Here is a 16,776-nt window from a genome sequence, read left to right as displayed (position 1 = left end):
TCTCATTGCAGCGGGGCGTTGAATTACAGGAAGAAGTCCATGCGGAAATAGATCGGCGCTTCGCGCTCGGTGATCACGCCAGGTCTTTCTAACGAATGGGCAAAGGTCACGCTGGTGCTGACGTGTTTGCCACGGGCGAACAGCTCCAGGGAGTTGCTGGAAACCCGCCCATGCAGGTTGTCGTTGTAGCGGTCGTTGCTGATCACGCCCTGGTCGTAGCCGACGCTGGCGCCGTATTCGGCGAAGGCCGGGCGCATCCAGTCGAGGGTCACCGGGCGCGCCCAGCGCACTTCGTTGCGCCAGTAGCCGCCGCTGTCGCCGGTCAGTTGCTGGTCCTTGAAACCGCGTATCGAGGCGGAGCCGCCCAGGCTCATGCGTTGTGGGCTGAAGAGGATGTCTTCGCTGCGTTGGCCGGTGGCCAGGCTGGAAAAACTGAACGACTCGCCCCACAGGCTGAACGGTTGCAGGTAGCTGAGGGTGGCGGTGTATTTGCGGTAGCGCGAATTCGGCTGGCGGCGGCCCAGGGAGTCACGCTCTTCCTGCGACTGGGCGTCGAGCAGGCCAATGCCGCTTTGCATGCCCAGGTCGAGGTTGACGAACGCGCTGCCGATGCGTCGGCCGTGGTTGATGCCCAGTTGCAGTTCGCTGAGGCGGTTGCTGCTGGTATCAAGGTGAGCGTCATTGACGTAGTTGTTGGTGCGCAAGTGGGCGAGGCCGACGTTGACCGAGGTCTTGCTCACATCGTCGCGATGAATCACGCGCTCGGCGCGCAACTGATGGTTTTCGTTATCGCCCGACTGCTTGAACTTGAAGGTATCGGTGTAGCCGAGCGCGCGGTAATCACTGTCGCTGTAGGTGTAACTGAAGTTCCACCAACCCCACGGCACGTTGTAGTAAAGCAGGGTGTTTTTCGAGGTTTTCTGGTGGTCGCTGACCGCATCGTGACCGCCGCGCAGCATCAGCTGGTCGCCCAGGCCCAGCGGGCTGTCCCACTCAAGGCCGGCGCCCCATTGTTGTTCGCCGGTGCTTTTCTGGCCGTCGTTATTGCGCGACAGGCTGGCGCGCCAGGGCTTTTGCGGCGTGTTCTTGACCACCACGTCGCTGCCGCCGACCTGGCTGCCGGGGGTCAGCTCCATCTGCGCCTGTTTGGACGGCAGGCGGTTGAGCTGGTCCACCAGTTGCTCGATTTCACGCAGGTTCAGCGCTTCGCCGACCTTGCCGGGAAAGGCCATGGCCAATTCACGCTCGGTCACCGTGCTGCCCTCGGCGCTTTTCAGGGCTTCGAGCTTGCCTTCCACCACCAGCACTTGCAGGTGGCCGCTGGAAAGGTCTTGCTGCGGCAGGTAGGCACGGCTGGTGACGCGGCCTTTGCCGAGGTAATAGTCGGTGATGGCCTTGAGCAGTTCGTTGAGCTGGGCCACGCCCAGGCACTGGCCGATATAAGGCTTGAGCAGACGCTCGCGGTCGGAGGCCGGCAGGCTGTCGGCGCCTTTGAGTTCGATGTTCTTGATCGGAAAGCAGCGCGTGTCAGCGGGCGCGGCCGGGGCTTCGGGTTTGGCCGCTTTGCCGGGCAGGTCCTGGAGTTCCTGCAGGCGCCGTTGCTGCTCTTCGAGCAGGCGGTTTTGACGGTCGCGGATCAGGTCCTGGTCGCCGGGCGTGGGGGCAGCAAATGCAGTGTTCAAGCCCAGGCAAGTGAGCAGGACGGTGCATAGAAGAAACCGAGTCCGTGGCATTAACAGAGGCATGTTCGATCCGTCGAAAATCAAGGGCCGGCAAACTAACATCGAACTTGCAGCCGTCCAATACGCTGGGGCTGTTGGGTGTTCGAGCGCGTTTATCCGACTAACTTTTTGATTAATAAGAATAAATATTCATCGAACAGCTTCCGGCGGGATTGCTGAGACGTTTAATCCGACCGGCGGCGGCTGTTTCGATGGTGATTCGACTGATCAGCGATGATCGCCATTATTTGGCCATCAGGTGTCGTCGAGTTAGGGTTAGTACCGAGGATTGGAGGAAAGTTCGCGAGGGTTTTGTGAATTGGATCCCACTTATCGGAATTCCAGCAGCAGGGTTTGAACCACCACCACTTTTTGAAATTTGAAAGGGCCTATGTGGGAGGGGGCTTGCCCCGATGGCAGTGTATCAGCCAGATATTTGTGGCTGACACTCCGCTATCGGGAGCAAGCCCCCTCCCACATTGGGTATTCACACCATTAAAGATGCCTAGCCAATGCCCTTGTCTTTTTCAGCGCCGGGCACCAGGGCCAGGCCGGGGCGTTCGACGTCGCGGGACACGTGGGACTTCACGCCTTCCACGCCGCCCTCTTCATCGTTGTGGATCACCAGCACGCCGGGGCGGCGCAGTTGTTCGAGGTCGCCCTCGCCGAGGTTGAAGCTTTTGCTCAGGTGCTGGTCGCTGAGGGCATTCGCTTCGGCGCGACGCTGGGCGAACTTGCGACCTTTGCGTTGCTGGTAGCGCGCCCAGGCGATCAGGATCACAGCGTTGAACAGCGCGATCCACAGGTAAGTCTGCAAGGTGTTGAGCGCGGCGAAGATCGGCGCTTCCAGGCGTGGGCCACCGTGGGTTTCGAGCATGGCGCTCATGCCCCGGGCCAGCAGCCAGACCAGGCCGCCCCAAGCCAGCAGCGTGAGCAGCACATCGATGATCCACATCACCAGGTTCTGGCGGGTTCTGACCAATTTCATCGTCACGCCTCCTCTTGGGCAGGTTTGATACCACGGTCCGGGCTGACCCAGCGTGCGCGTTTCTGGTGCTGGTTGAACAACACCTTGGGAAAGCTGACCAGCGTGGTGAACAGGCTCACCAGCCAGAACACCATCGGGTACCAGACGGTCCAGAACAGGGTTTTCCACAGGTCTTTTTCATAACGCCGGTCGATCAGGATGCTCACCGCGAACTGCAGCAGGCACACCATCGCCAGCACCAGCCCGGTAAACGCCGGTGGCACCAGGGAGTCGACGGTAATCGCCTGGGGCAACACCACGAATTTACCCAGGCCCCAGAACAACACCGAGAGCAGAAAGGTGAAGGCCCAGCCGGTGGACAGGCAGTATTCGAACAGCAGCGGCCACAGGTAGCGATGGCGCCATTGCCAGATGCCGCGGATATTCTTGAACAGCACTTCCGCGCCGCCCTGGGCCCAGCGCAGGCGCTGTTTCCACAGGCCACCGACGGTTTCAGGCATGAGGATCCAGCACAGCGCGCGCGGCTCGTAGAAGATCGCCCAGTGGTCGAGCTGCAGCTTCCAACTGACATCGATGTCCTCGGTGATCATGTCGGTGCTCCAGTAATCGATGCGGTCCAGCGCCTTTTTACGGAACGCCACCACCACGCCCGATACCGTGAAGATCCGCCCGAACACGCGCTGGGTGCGCTTGATCAGGCCGATGATCGAGGAGAACTCGCCCACCTGCACCCGGCCGATCAGGGTGGAGCGTGTGCGCACGCGCGGGTTGCCAGTCACGGCGCCCAGGCGCGGGTTGTCGAGCATCGGCGCGACCATGTAGGCCGCCGCGTTCTTGTCGAGCAACGCATCGCCATCGATGCACACCAGGTATTCGCTGCGCGCGGCCACTGCCCCCATGCGCAGGGCCACGGCCTTGCCCTGGTTCTGCGCCAGGTGCAGCACGCGCAGGCGTGGGTGTTGCAGCGCCAGCGCGTCGAGTACGGCGGCGGTGTTGTCGCTGGAGCCGTCGTTGACCGCGATCACTTCGATGTTCGGATACACCTGGGCCAAGGCGGCCGCCATGGTGTCGGCGACGTTATCCCCCTCGTTGTAGCAAGGGATGATGATCGAGATCAGCGGCTCGCCGGCCAGGGTCGGCGCCGGGGTGTCTTCCTTCCACGGCCAGTGGCGTTCCCAGTGCAGCCAGAAGTACAGGCCGCCGGCGATCCACAACGCGGACATGAACAACGGGTAGAAAAACACGAAGTCCATCAGGAACTGCCCGGTAACCAGGAAGATCAGGCCCAGGGGCACGCCCAGTACCAGCGCCAACACGAATAAAGCCAGGATTCTGTCGAACATGATCAAGGATTCCACTGGTTGGAAATGGCCGGACGCACGGTCTTGAGGTCCGGCGAGTTTTCCAGGAAGTTGTCCGGGTAGTAGCCAAAGCTCTTGACCCCCTGGCGTTTGAGCACACCCATCCATTCGGTCATTTGCGCAGCGTCGATATCGGGGGCGGCCTGGGTGCGCCAGTCCTTGGCTTGCAGTTCGAACACGGTCCGCTCCAGCGCGCCGGGGCGGGCCTTGACGGTGGCGACGAGCTTTTCCAGCCAGGCGTTGGAGTTTTCCAGGGACTGGCCCTCCATCAGCGGCATCGCCATCGGCGCGGTCCAGTCGTAGGCCTGCAGGAAGTCATCGAGGTTCTGCGCGAACCAGGCTTCGCTGGCCGGGTTGAGCATCGGCTCGGCGAAGATATTGCGTGCGGTCTGCACCTGCGGCCCGGCGATGGCGCGGACTTTGGTGGTCAGCTCCTGGGTGAAGTCGATCAGGTAGCGGCTCTTGAAGCGGGTCCAGCGCTGCAGGGTTGCCGGGTCTGCGCGCAAGGCGGCGATGCTGCCCGGCAGGCCATTGGCGGCGTACGCCTTGAGCGCGGCGGGGCTGGCGTCTTCGAAGTCCGAGAGCACGGCGTCGTCGTGGTACAGCACACCGTCGATGGCGCTGTTGCGGGCGAGGTCTTCGTAGAGTTCGCCGATGATCTTGCGCACCTGCGGGTCGAACGGCGACAGGCGTTTGTACTGATCGGGGTCGGCACCCAGCTTGCCGGTTTGCGGGTCCCAACGGCTTACGCGGGGCAGCTTGGGGTCGAGGGCGAAACTGAGCACCGGCATCCACGCATACACCGCGGCATGAGCGCGGGTGTGCAACTGCCAGGAGACGCGGTTGAACAAGTCGGCGCGCACCGGCAAATGACGGTTGGGGAAGTAAAGCGAATGCACCAGGCCGTCACCCTTGGGGTCGGCGAAGGCTTGCAGGAATACCGTGCCGGCGCCCATGTCGACGACGCGCTGGACGAGCTGGTCGAGGTTGCGCGCTTGCTGGGCCGGGTCGGGGTCGTAAACGTTATCCAGGTCCACGTGCAACACGCGCAGCGGCGCCGGGGTTTGCGCCGCGACGATGCTGTTGGCGAAGTGCTCGCCGTCCGGGTCGGAGGCCACCAGAAAGCGCGGGCTGTTCATCAGGTTGTCGAGGTTGTCGAGGCCGTCCTCCAGGGTGAGGGCCATCTGATAGCCCTGCTCGCTGACGATCGCCAGCGAAGTGCCCTTGGCCGCGCCGTACGGCCACACCCAGACCCGTGGCTTCTTGCCGGTGACGGTCTGGATCTTGTTGGAGATGGCCGCCACATCGGCACGCATCCGTGCGTCAAACTGCGCCTGGCTTTCATAGCGGCCAGTAGCCGGATCAAAACGCAGCGAGGTCGCCGCCGGCTCCAGGTTGCCCTGGGGGTTGGCCAGGATGCCCTTGTGGTTGTCGTCGGTGTGCGCGGCGATCTCCACCAAACCCGATTGGGACACTTCGCGAATCTGCTGCCAGGTGAGGAATTCTCCACGCGGGCGCGGTGAGCCGGCGAAGTCCACCGGTTTGTTCAGCGGCGTGTCGATCCAGTAGCCCACTGGCGCCAGCAGCGCTGGCCACTGGTAGGCGCGCAGAATCGGCATCACACGGGTATAGAAGCTCGCATAACCGTCGTCGAAGCTGAGCATCACCGCCTTGGGCGGCAACTCCGGGCCGCCGTTGCGCGCCTTCAGGATCTGGTCGACGCTGACCGCCTGGTAGCCGTTCTCGCGCAGCCAGGCCAGTTGCTCGATCAAGCGCTCAGTGCGCACCGCCACCACCGCCTGATCGGGGTCGCGATCACTGACGTCGTGGTAGGCAATGCCCAGGAAATGGTTTTTCGGCCACGGCGCTTCGTTCGGCGCGGTTGGCCGCTGCGCGGGTGGGGTATAGGGCGCGGGTTGCTGGGCGCAGGCGGCGGCCAGCATTACACCCAGGACCAACAAGCAACGGCTGAGGACGGTCATGGTCAGGCTCTTCTAGAAACGGTAAGTGAGGTCGACGAGCAGGCGCAGATCGCGTTCGCGATCACCGTCATAAGGTCGGCTGATCAGGCTGAGGTTGGCGCCCATTTCCAGTACGTCGTTCCAGCGAAAGCGTTGGCCGTAACCGATAAGGCCGATGCCGCCGGTGGAGTAGTCACGCTGGCTGTAGGTACCCGCGCCGATCTGGAACTGTTGGCTCCACTGGGTCTCGTAGCGGTGATAGAGCACGTGATTGATGTTGATCACCGGCAACACCGTGAAGTCCGACTTCGGGTTGAAGTAGGCGGTGTCTTCCTTGCTGTTGCGGCTGGCGCCGACTTCAAGGCCGAGGTCGACTTGCACATGGGGCGAACTGTAAATGCCCTCGCGGCCGCTGAGCAGCGCTTCGAAGCGGTCGTTGCCGTCGCTGAAGTGCGACGGGCTGAGGGTCAGTTTCCATTCGCGGCTTTCATTGGCGCGCCAGCGGATAAAACCACTGCCGCCGTTGGCCGTCACGCCGTCGTTCAAGGCGCGCAATGGCGTGGTGCTGAGCAGGTAGCCGAGGCTGCCTCCGTACTGCCAGTGATCGTTGATGTCGCGGGCAATCGACACGCTCGCGCCTTGCTTGGAGCCATCGCCGTAGGAATGGTTGGACACTTCGGCCTCAAGGGTCATGTCGCGGGTGCGCCGCTCCACACCCACGCGCTGCCAACGGTGCTGGCCAGTGCCTTCGCTGAAGTCGGCGGTGGCGTAGCCGGCACCGGCGAACAGGCGCCAGTCTTCGTCGATGGGCGGCGTGTAGATCACGCTTTCGATGCCCCAGTCGCGGCTACCGGCCACGGCACCGGTGTCGTTGTTATTGCCGCCGCCGTAGCTTTTGCCGGTGTAGGCCTCGACGCGCAGTTCGGCCATGTCGTGTACATCGCGCAGGCGACTCAGGCGTTGCACCTGGCGGTTGTCCGGGTTGCGCGCCACCACATCGTCGGTGAGGGCGTCCATCTGGCGCCACTCCTGCAGGTCCATGGCGGTGTAGGCCTGGGAAACTTCCAGGCCGATGTCGCGCGGGGCCTGGGCTTCGGTTTCCTTGAGGGTGCCTTCGGCGCGGCGCGGCCAGTCGCGGGCGCGGTACATGTCGGCCTGGGCCAGGCGCAGGCCGACGTTGCCCGGCGCTTTGGCCACCAAGGCTTCCAGGCTGGCTTCGCTGCCCGGCAGGTCGCCGCCGAAGGTGCCGGCCTGGGCAGACAGCTGTTGCGCGTCCATCCAATTGTCATTGGGGTTGCCGATCGGCAGGCCCTTGAGTTCGACGCGGGGTTTCTGCTCTTTGGCGAGGGTGTCGGCGACCTGGCGGGCGTCCTCGACCTTGTCGCTTTCAAGCAACGCGTAGAACAACGCAGTGCTGTCGTCGACGCGGTAACTGGCGTCGGCATCCGGTGCGTTCAACACCTGGCGATACAGCGGTTCGGCTTTTTCCGGCTGGCGCTGGTCGAGGTACGACGCGGCGACCCAACGCACCGCGTAAGTGGGCAACTGCACGCCTTCGCTGTTGAGGGTCTGGGACTCGCGAATCACCTGCGCGGTGCGCGCCCGGGCCTTGAGCGCCCCCAGGCGGTCGATGCGCCAGCGCACCACGTCGTCATGGGCGCTGGCGTCCGGGGCCCAGCGGGCGATCAGTCGGTCGTAGTCGTTGATGGCGCGGTCGGCCACCACGTAGCGTTCTTTTTCCGTGCGCGTGGCGAACTCGGCGATGCGCACGCGCTCGGCGGCCAGGTCACCTTCCAGGCGCCGCTGGGTCACCGCGTCCACCAGGCCCGGGCGCTTGGCCGACAAGCGCAGCGCGGCTTCCGGCAAGCGGGCCTTTTGCAGGGCGACGATGTATTCACGCGCCACGTCGGGCTTGTCACCGGCGCGGATAAACGCCTGGTCGAATTCAAACAGCGCGTCGTAGTTCAAGCCGGCACGGCTCAGCGCATAGCCCAGGGCCATGCGACGGTTAGGATCGTTCGGTTGCGCGGCCACCAGCGCGCGCAAGCGTTGCACCGCCTCGCTGGCTTTGCCGCCATCGGCCTGGGTGAGTGCCAGGCCCAGTTGCAGGTCGATATTATTCGGTTCGCGCAACAGCGCCTGGCGGTAGACCGTCTCGGCCTGGGCCCACTGTTTTTGGTTGCGATACGTGCGCGCCACCGTGGCCAGCGCCTGGCTGCTGAGGTTGCGATGTTTGCCCTGGGCTTCGTACACCTGCAGCACTTCGGCGTCCTGCCCGGCCCAACCGGCAATCACCAGGTGATCGCTGACCTGCCCTGGGGTTTGGCGTTCGGCGGAGAGTTGGCGCAGCTGCGTCAGAGCCGGCGTGAAGTGACCGTTGCGGGCCTGGATGATCAGGGCGTCATAGGCGGGGGTCTGCCAGGGCATAGCCGGGCATGAGCAATTGGCTGCACAGGGCTGCTGCGATGAGCAGCCGCAACCGGCCTGAAGCGCTGAGTGAATGGATTGGCAACATGTCGTCGGCTTCCTTACAAGGAAAGCCGCAACGATGGGTGATCCTGAGCGAGAGGCATCAGGGTGTCGGCGTCTCGGGACCCGACCTAGCTTTCCTGTGAGGAACTATCTCTTAGCCAGCCAGTGGCCAGGGTAATTCAGAACAATTGTTCAGAATTGGCAGAAAGGGAATTTTTGCCAGGCACAGAAACAAATGTGGGAGGGGGCTCGCCCCCTCCCACATTTTTTTACCGCATTTCAGGCTGGCTTACTGGCCGCCGCCCATGGCGCCAGCTTTGGACATGACGAAGCTGATGAACTGCTCGACGGTCATCTTCTGGCCATTGAGGGTCACTTCGTTGTTGGCGTAGTGCAGCTTGGAGACCACATCGGTGCCTTCCAGGGTTGCCAGTTGAGTACCAACCGCCACACCGCTGACCATCTCGGCCGCCATCTGCGATTGCTGTTCGATGGCTTTCGGGTCGGTCACGCCGCCGACCTGCGCCTGCAGCGCGGCCACATCGCCAATCATCGGCTTGGACAGGGTGAGGTTGGCGTCCAGCAGCGAGATCATCTGCTTGCCCAGCTCAACCGGCGGCAGTTCCATGGAGGCCGGCTTGGCCAGGTCCAGCACGAAATTGAACTTGCTTTCGCCGTGGGTGGTTTTCAGCGACAGGTTTTCCACCGCCAGTTGCGGCTTGGCGGCCAGCATCTGGTTGATATTGGCTTCGGCAAGGGTCTGCTCGGCTTCGGTCAGTTGCAGCTCCGGCGCGGGTTGGCCGGCAGCGGCGGCGGCTTGCACCGGCTGCATCTTGTCCTGGTAAAGCTTGGTCAGCACCAGCATCGCCGGGATATCGACGTTCTTCATGCTGACGGCCATGGCGGCCGAGCCGACAGGCTTACCCTGGTAACCGATTTCGTCGATCTTGTAGTCGACGCGGCCGGCCAGGTTGTTGTCCTTGGTCTCGCTGGAATCTTTCTGCTCGAAGCTCTTGAGGGTCAGCACGGTTTTCTGCGGACCGAAGGTGACCTTGGTGTCGGTCAGCTCGACGGTGTTCTGGCCAGTGTAGAAACCGAACGTGGACTTGGCCAGGTTGCTGGCGACGGTCAGGCCGGCCAGTTCGGCTTCGAACGCATCGCCATTGGCATCGACGGCCGCGATCTTGAGGCTGTTCATGTAGCCGTCAGCCTTGACCTTCTGGCCTTCGGCGCTGCTGTCGAACTCAACGTTGGCGCCGGAGAAGCTCACCGAAGACTTGTCATCCTTGAACTCCAGAGGCAACAGCTCGACGTTGCCGTTGACCGAACGGCTGTAGCCGATATTGGCCACGCCTTTGAGCGGCGACACGTCTTTGCTGGCGGAGAACCATTGCTCGGTGGTGGCGTTCTTTTCCAGCTCGTAGTGACTGGTGGCCATGACCGGCAGCCACTTCAGGGTGACCAGGCGCGAAAACGGCAGCGGGCCGTGTTCGATATGGTCGACAAACAGCAGCTCGGGGTTCGGGTTTTGCTCGCCGAACACACTGCCCTGGCCCTTGAGGCGGTAGTGGGCGGTGCTGCTGAACACGCCACGGTCCAGGGACACCAGCTCCAGGGACACGCTGCCGTCAACGCCGGCCATGGAGGTCTGCAGTTCCTTGTTGGCGTTCTGGATCGCGGTTTGCAGAACCGGCTCCAGCTGTTTGCCGGTGTACCAGGCGCCGCCTGCACTGACGACGCCAACGGCGACAACGAAACCCAAAAGAACGACTGCTGGCTTATTCATGAAGTGACCTGATCAAATCCTGTGAGAAGAGGGCTGTCTTCCTTGAACTGTAGGAGCGAGCTTGCTCGCGAAGAACGTCAACGATAACGCGTGCATTCTGAATAACCGCGGTGTCGATGAGTTTTTCGCGAGCAAGCTCGCTCCTACAATACTGGCCCGTATGGCCGAAAGGCGGGGGAAGATTAGCACTGGCGGGCGTAAACGGCCCAGCCTTTCAGAGGGATCAGTTCAGCAGGAGTTCAGGAGTACTCCAGCTCAATTTCGTCCAGTTGGTGATCAAAACTCTTCAGACGCGCCGTCCAGGTGTAGACCAACACCTCAAACTCGCGGTGTATCACGGCATTGCCGGGGGTGTCGGCCTTGGGGTCGCAGAAGTCCAGCTGGTAGCGCTCACGGGCCATTTGCGTGGCGACATCGGATAATTCCCGCGCGTTATTGAGCCAGTGCCTGCCCTCCGCGACCTGCCGGTCGAGCACCACGCACTGCTTTTTCAGCACTTCGAGGCTTTTTTCCAGGGGCGTGCCGGTGAGGTCGCCCATCACTTCCTGGAACGTGCGACCGGGTTGCCAATAGCTGCCCCAGAAATAGCGGTCGAACACGGTTTCGACACGGCGCAGGGCAACCTTGGTGTCCCAGATCGCGACGCGGGTCTTGCCCTGCTCCAGCAATTTGCGCTTCACGCGTTGGTTTTGATAGGACGCCCAGGCCACCACGCCGATGGACAAGGTGCCGATGACCAGGCAGGCGCTGTCGAGAAACACCATGGCCTTGTCGAGTTGGTGGGCGAGCATGACCCCGTAGAAATACGCGGCCGATAGCAGCACCAGTGCGAAGAGCACGCACCAGAAAGCGGGAGCATAAGGGTTTTTCATTGCATGCAATCCCCATGAGCAAACGCGAGCAGTGTCAAGCGAGGCTTCACGGCGCCTCACCTGACAAAGCATAGCAATCACCTCATGGTTTGCCGGGTTTTACACCGTGCGTTCGTCCGCTTTCCCAACCGCCGCCCAGGGCCAGGAACAGATCGATCTGGCTCATCGCAACCTGGGTGTTGGCCTCCGCTAATTGCGCGCGCATGGCGGTGTAGGTGCGGGTGGCTTGCAGGTCGGCGAGGAACGACTCGCGCCCGGCCTGGAAGAAGCGGTGGGTCTGGTCCGCCGCTTCATGCGCCGAGCGTTCGGCGTCGGCCAGCGCCTCACGGCGCTGCAACATGGCGGTGTACTGCGCGAGGCCCGTTTGGGTTTCGCGGATGGCGTTGAGCACCACCCCGTCGAAATGCGCCAGAGCGCCCTGGGTGGCGGCTTCGGCTTCATGGATGCGCGCGCGGGCGCCGTTGGTCGGCACCGTCCAGCTGATCATCGGGCCAAAGCCCCAGCGATTGGTCGCCGGTTGGCCGAGGTTGTCGAGCAAGCCGACCGTGCCCACGGTGGCGCCGATGGCGATGTCCGGATACAAGGCGCCGGTGGCCACGCCGATGCGCGCGGTGGCAGCAGCCAATTGGCGTTCGGCCTGGCGCACATCGGGGCGGCGCTTGAGCAGCGCCGCGCCGTCGCCCACCGGCAACAGCTGAGCAATGTGCGGCAGCTCGGCGCAACTGCCGGTACCGGCCGGCAGTTGATCAAGCGGTTTGGCCAGCAGCATCGACAAACGGAACAGCCCCGCCTGGCGCGCCGCTTCGTAGCGCGGCATATCGGCGCGCAGGGATTTGTACTGGGTTTGCGAGCGCGTCACCTGGGTTTCATCGCCACGCCCGGCGTCGCGCAGGCGCTGGGTGAGCTTGGTGCTTTGGGCTTGCAGGTCGAGAGATTCGTTGGCGATTGCCAGCTCTTCGTTGGCCGCGCAGACCTGGGTGTAGGAGCGCACCACATCGGCCACCAGGGTAATGCGCGCGATGTCGGCGGCCGCCTGGGCCGCATCGGCGCTGGCCTGGGCGCTTTCGATGCCGCGCTGCAAAGTGCCAAACAGGTCGAACTGGTACGAGGTGGTGATGCCCACGCTGCCGATGTTGCCCACCGGCACTTTGTCGGCCAGCAAGAAGGCTTCGCCCGATTCCTGCAGGCGCTGCGCTTCGGCCTTGGCGCCGGCGCTCCAGCCGCCTGCGGATTCAGCCTGCTGGGTCTGGTAGCGCGCACGTTGCAGGTTGGCGGCGGCCACGCGCAGGTCGGTGTTGGAGGCCATGGCCTGGCGCACCAGCTCATCCAGGCGCGGGTCGTTGTAGAGCTTCCACCAGTCTGTCGGCACGGGCGCCGACACTACATTATTACCCTGCCCCGCGATGGCGCCTTGCAGGTCGCCTCGGTTCATGGCCGCCGTGTCCGGCAGCGAGTAGTCCGGGCCTACCGCCTGGCAGGCCGACAGCAATACCCCCAGCGCAGCGGTGGCCAGCAGTTGCTTCATGGCTGGGCTCCGTCGTTGGTCTTGTCGTCGATGATCGACACCGTCGCCGTCCGCCCGGCGATCATGCGAAAGTCCGCCGGCACATCGTCAAAGGCGATACGCACGGGAATCCGCTGGGCCAGGCGCACCCAGCTGAACGCCGGGTTGACGTTGGGCAGCAGGTTGGAGCCGCTGCTGCGGTCGCGGTCTTCGATACCGGCGACGATGCTTTGCACATGCCCATGCAGACGGGCGTTGTCGCCGATCACGCGGATGTCCACGCCCATGCCGACGCGGATGCCGTCGAGCTTGGTTTCTTCGAAGTAGCCGTCGATATGGAAGGAATTGCTGTCCACTACCGACAGCACCGGGCGCCCGGCGGTGACGAATTCCTGGGTGCGCGGCGCGCGGTCGTTGACGTAGCCGTCCACCGGGCTGCGGATCACCGAGCGGTCGAGGTTGAGCTGGGCGGAATCCACCGTCACTTGCGCCTCGGCCAAGGCTGACTGGGCACGGGCCACGCGGGACTGGCTTTCTTCCAGTTGCTCGCTGGGCACCAGGTTGCCCAAGCCACGGTTGCGCTTGTACTCGCGCTGGGCCTGGGCCAGGGTTTCCTGGCGATCGGCCACGGCGGCCTGGGCCTGACGCAGGGCCAGCTTGAAGCGGTCCTGATCGACGGCGAACAGCACCTGGCCCTTGGTCACCAACTGGTTGTCGCGCACGTCCACCCGCTGGATCAGCCCGGACACGTCCGGGGCGATCTGCACAATGTCGGCACGGATGTGCCCGTCACGGGTCCAGGGGGCGAACATGTAGTACATGACCATGCGCCACACGACGACGACCGCGAAACTCACGATCAGTAACGTCAGGACTACACGGCCGATGGTCAAAAAAGGTTTTTTCATGTCATCAGGTATCGACTGAGTGAGTCCACCGCGCCCAGCAACAGCGCGTAGAGCCCCACATTGAACAATGCCCGGTGCCAGACCAGGCGATAGAAGTGCATGCGCGTCAACAACCCGTGCACCACCAGAAACAACACATACGTAATGCCCATCAGCACCAGCAGCGTGGGCAGGAATACGCCGCTGATATCCAGGTCACCGATCATAAAGGCGCTCCATCCGGTAACGGCGCTTGCATCTCTGTCCCGCCAATGAATTCCACGCCAGGCAGCAGCGCCAGGCGCAGGCCGGCCAGTGCATGCAGCAGGTGCAGGCGCGTGTCTTCGGCGTCTTGCAGGCCCTGGCCGTTGAGGGCGCGGCGCGTGCGGTCCAGGGTCATCAGCAGACCGCTGGGCGCCGGCAAGCGTTCACCGGCCTTGAGGCAGGCCTTGAAATAACCGCCCACGCCTTCGACCACTTGGTTGAGCAGCACACGAGGTACGCCGAGGATGCGCGGCGAATAGGCGAGCAGATCGAGCAGGTTCAGCGCCACGCGCAGGTCGCGCAGGGCGGTGCCGGTGTCTTGGCCGGTGAGGGCCAGACGCGGCAGGTGCTGCATCAGGCGGTCGAGCATTTGCGCGGCCATGTGCCGGTGTTCGGCCAGGGTCGCAGGTTCGGTAAGGCTGACGATGTCGCGCCAGCTGAAACGGGTCAGGCGCTTGGCCGCCAGTTCAGCACCGAAGGGCCGGGCGATCAGGGTCCAGATAAAGGCAAACAGCAAACCCACGGGGCCGGCCAGGTTGACGTTGGCGAAGTTGAGAAAATCCGCGTCATAGGCGCCCTGGATGCTGATGAACGATGAGGTATTGACCAGCGTCAGCAGCATGCCCAGGTAAAACCGTGGCTGCACGGTGAGGGTGCCGATGCAGATGAACGGCACGGCGAACGCCAGCACCAGCATGGGGAAATCGTGCAGGTTGGGCAGCACCAGGAACAGGTACAGGCTGGCAAGCAGCACCGACATGGCGGTCCAGAAAAAGAACCGGTAGATCTGCGGCGCGGGGTCATCCATCGAGGCAAAAAAGCTGCACGCGACGGCGGCGAGGATCACCGCGCTGCCGCCGTCGGTCCAGCCCAGCAGGATCCACAGCACCGAGGCCACGATAATCGCGGTGACGGTGGAAAACGCCGAGTAGAACATCAGGCCACGGTCGAGGAAGGGCGTGAGCCGGCCCAGGCGCCAGTGGCGGTAAACGGCGCGCCAGGTGTCCTGGCTTTCGCACCCGATGGCGGCTTGCAGGCTGCGGCAGTCTTGCCACAGGTCCACCCATTCGCCGAGGCGGTACAAGGCGTTGGAGAACAGCAGCGTGTGGCGATCGTCCAGCGCTTCGCCCTGGGGTTGCGCGGCGTCGATCTTGTCGCGCAACTCGCGCCAGCGTTCAAGGGGAGCGGCCTGGGTGGTGCTTTCGAGCCAGGCGTTGGCCTCTTTGAGCAGCGGTGTGAGCTGATCGAGAAACTCCGGGGCACGGTGTTCGATGGCGTACACCGCGTCGTCCAGCGCGTCGATCACCGGCAACAGGTGGATCATGCGCCCGCGCAGTTCCTTGGTGTTGCGCACTGTCTGCGGCCGCGCGCCTTCGTGGGGCAACTGGCCGATCATCAATTCGAGGGTGTTGAAGGTGGCGACCATGCCGCCGCGCAGGCTGCTGACCGCTTCCGGGTCCACATCGCGTGTGAGAAAGCGCTGACTGTAGACCTGCGCGTCGCTAAACCACTTGGCCACCGAGCCATCGAACACCGGCATCAGGCGACGCGGCCAGAACATCGCGCCCACCACGGCAGCCACGGCGATGCCGAGGAAGATCTCCTCGGTACGCGCCTCCGCCACATCCCACACCGCCAGCGGGTTATCCACCACCGGCAGGGCGATGAGCGGCAAGGTGTAGCCGGCCAGCATCAGCGCGTAGTTATTGGCGGTGCGCAGGTGCAGGGAGAGGAACAGCAAGGTGCCCGTCCACAGCGCGATCACCACCACCAGGATGTAGGGCGACTGCACGAACATCGGCACAAAAAACACCGCCGCCGCCGCGCCCATCAAGGTGCCGATGGCGCGGTACAACGCTTTGGAACTGGTGGGGCCGACAAAGGGGCTGGAGACGATATACACCGTGGCCATCGCCCAGTAGGGACGCGGCATTTGCATGAGCATGGCGATGTACAGCGCAATCATCGAGGCGGCGAACGTGCGCACCCCGTAGAACCAGTCGCGCGCGGGCGGAAAGCCAGTGAAGAATCCGTTCAAGGCGTAACCGCCTCGGCCGCTTCGAAGGCCCGCAGCACACGCAGTGCGGCTTCCAGGTCCGTGGCGGCGATATCCACCAGGACTTCCTTGCGCAGGCGCACCAGTTGCGCTTCCACCGCCTGCACCAGCTCACGGCCGCGCTCGGTGAGACTCAGGGCCTTGGCGCGACGGTCGTGGAGGTCTTCGGTGCGGCATACATAGCCGTCATTGCAGAGCCGGTCGAGCAGACGCACCAGCGACGGGCTTTCCATACCGGAAGCCTGGGCCACCTTGACCTGGTGCACACCGTCGCCCAGACGACCGATCATCAACAGCGGCACGGCGCAGGCTTCGGAAATGCCATAGCTCACCAGCGTGGTCTGGCAGATTTTGCGCCAGTTACGGGCGCCCACCACCATGCTGCTGCTGAGGTTCATCTGGAGTAGTTCGAGGGAATGAGGCACGGGATCGTTCGCATACAGTTAGTTTGCTAACTATCAATATGGTGGATGACGGTAGGATCGTCAAGTTTTGAAACACTTTCGCGGATAAGTGGAGTGATTGGGTGACAACACTGTAGAAGAAATGTGGGAGGGGGCTTGCTCCCGATTGCGGTGAAACAGGCGATAACCTGCTGACTGACCCACCGCTATCGGGGGCAAGCCCCCTCCCACATAGCGGGGGACGATCATCTTTTTAACCGCCTCGCCCGCCCCGCAACATCACATTCAACTCATCCACCACCACTGCCCAATCCGCGTCCTCCAGAATTTCCTCGCGCAAAAACGCCCTCTGGCTGTCGCTCCAGAAAAACGCATCCGCCAGTTTCAACTCGGGCTTGAGGGGTGAATGAACCGCCACAAATTGCTCGATACTGACCGGGTCATCCGGCAGGCCCAGCTGTTTGAACAAAGCTGGCAGGCTGTGTACAGGCGATTCCATG

Annotated in this window: 12 protein-coding genes and 1 pseudogene; all 13 read right to left on the bottom strand. The window is 63.2% G+C overall.

Annotated elements, in window-relative coordinates:
* Positions 1-23: 23 nt before the first annotated feature.
* The 13 genes and pseudogenes from QF045_RS03735 to QF045_RS03675 all read right to left on the bottom strand — a co-directional run bounded on the left by QF045_RS03735 (position 24) and on the right by QF045_RS03675 (position 16,775).
* Positions 24-1,745 carry a ShlB/FhaC/HecB family hemolysin secretion/activation protein gene (locus tag QF045_RS03735; protein ID WP_306491102.1) on the bottom strand — a complete coding sequence of 574 codons (1,722 nt, stop codon included), beginning with the start codon at positions 1,743-1,745 and terminating at the stop codon, positions 24-26.
* A 481-nt stretch (positions 1,746-2,226) separates the two neighbouring features.
* Positions 2,227-2,709 (bottom strand): poly-beta-1,6-N-acetyl-D-glucosamine biosynthesis protein PgaD, encoded by a 483-nt coding sequence (gene pgaD / locus QF045_RS03730; RefSeq protein WP_306491101.1) that lies wholly within the window; start codon positions 2,707-2,709, stop codon positions 2,227-2,229.
* A gap of 2 nt (positions 2,710-2,711) precedes the next feature.
* Positions 2,712-4,052 (bottom strand): poly-beta-1,6-N-acetyl-D-glucosamine synthase, encoded by a 1,341-nt coding sequence (gene pgaC, locus QF045_RS03725; RefSeq protein ID WP_306491100.1) that lies wholly within the window; start codon positions 4,050-4,052, stop codon positions 2,712-2,714.
* 2 nt (positions 4,053-4,054) lie between these two features.
* Entirely contained in the window at positions 4,055-6,052 is a 1,998-nt protein-coding gene (gene pgaB / locus QF045_RS03720) for a poly-beta-1,6-N-acetyl-D-glucosamine N-deacetylase PgaB (RefSeq protein ID WP_306491099.1), read from the bottom strand.
* Positions 6,053-6,064: 12 nt separating this feature from the next.
* Positions 6,065-8,546, bottom strand: a pseudogene (gene pgaA, locus QF045_RS03715) (poly-beta-1,6 N-acetyl-D-glucosamine export porin PgaA).
* Positions 8,547-8,792: 246 nt separating this feature from the next.
* On the bottom strand, positions 8,793-10,289 hold the full coding sequence (locus tag QF045_RS03710; protein ID WP_306491098.1) for a YdgA family protein: 1,497 nt from the start codon (positions 10,287-10,289) through the stop codon (positions 8,793-8,795).
* A 239-nt stretch (positions 10,290-10,528) separates the two neighbouring features.
* On the bottom strand, positions 10,529-11,161 hold the full coding sequence (locus QF045_RS03705) for an NADH:ubiquinone oxidoreductase subunit N (RefSeq protein ID WP_306491097.1): 633 nt from the start codon (positions 11,159-11,161) through the stop codon (positions 10,529-10,531).
* Between the two features lie 82 nt (positions 11,162-11,243).
* The gene (locus QF045_RS03700) at positions 11,244-12,686 is read right to left on the bottom strand and encodes an efflux transporter outer membrane subunit (RefSeq protein ID WP_306491096.1); all 1,443 of its coding nucleotides are present in this window, start codon (positions 12,684-12,686) and stop codon (positions 11,244-11,246) included.
* A complete protein-coding gene (locus QF045_RS03695; RefSeq protein WP_306491095.1) occupies positions 12,683-13,573 on the bottom strand; it encodes an efflux RND transporter periplasmic adaptor subunit in 891 nt (296 codons plus the stop codon). The genes QF045_RS03700 and QF045_RS03695 overlap by 4 nt, the downstream gene beginning before the upstream one ends.
* Positions 13,570-13,779: a DUF1656 domain-containing protein gene (locus QF045_RS03690; RefSeq protein ID WP_003187469.1), complete on the bottom strand. Its 210-nt coding sequence runs from the start codon at positions 13,777-13,779 to the stop codon at positions 13,570-13,572. The genes QF045_RS03695 and QF045_RS03690 overlap by 4 nt, the downstream gene beginning before the upstream one ends.
* Positions 13,776-15,854, bottom strand: coding sequence for an FUSC family protein (locus QF045_RS03685; RefSeq protein ID WP_306491094.1), 2,079 nt, complete (start codon positions 15,852-15,854; stop codon positions 13,776-13,778). Before QF045_RS03685 ends, QF045_RS03690 begins: the two co-directional genes overlap by 4 nt.
* The gene (locus tag QF045_RS03680) at positions 15,851-16,270 is read right to left on the bottom strand and encodes a MarR family winged helix-turn-helix transcriptional regulator (RefSeq protein WP_306491093.1); all 420 of its coding nucleotides are present in this window, start codon (positions 16,268-16,270) and stop codon (positions 15,851-15,853) included. Before QF045_RS03680 ends, QF045_RS03685 begins: the two co-directional genes overlap by 4 nt.
* A gap of 259 nt (positions 16,271-16,529) precedes the next feature.
* Entirely contained in the window at positions 16,530-16,775 is a 246-nt protein-coding gene (locus tag QF045_RS03675; protein ID WP_306491092.1) for a DUF2789 domain-containing protein, read from the bottom strand.
* Position 16,776 lies beyond the last annotated feature (1 nt).

The organism is Pseudomonas sp. W4I3, assembly GCF_030816195.1.
Classification (GTDB): Bacteria; Pseudomonadota; Gammaproteobacteria; order Pseudomonadales; family Pseudomonadaceae; genus Aquipseudomonas.
Note: the sequence above shows the minus strand (reverse complement) of the source record. Positions and strands in the feature narration are given on the sequence as shown.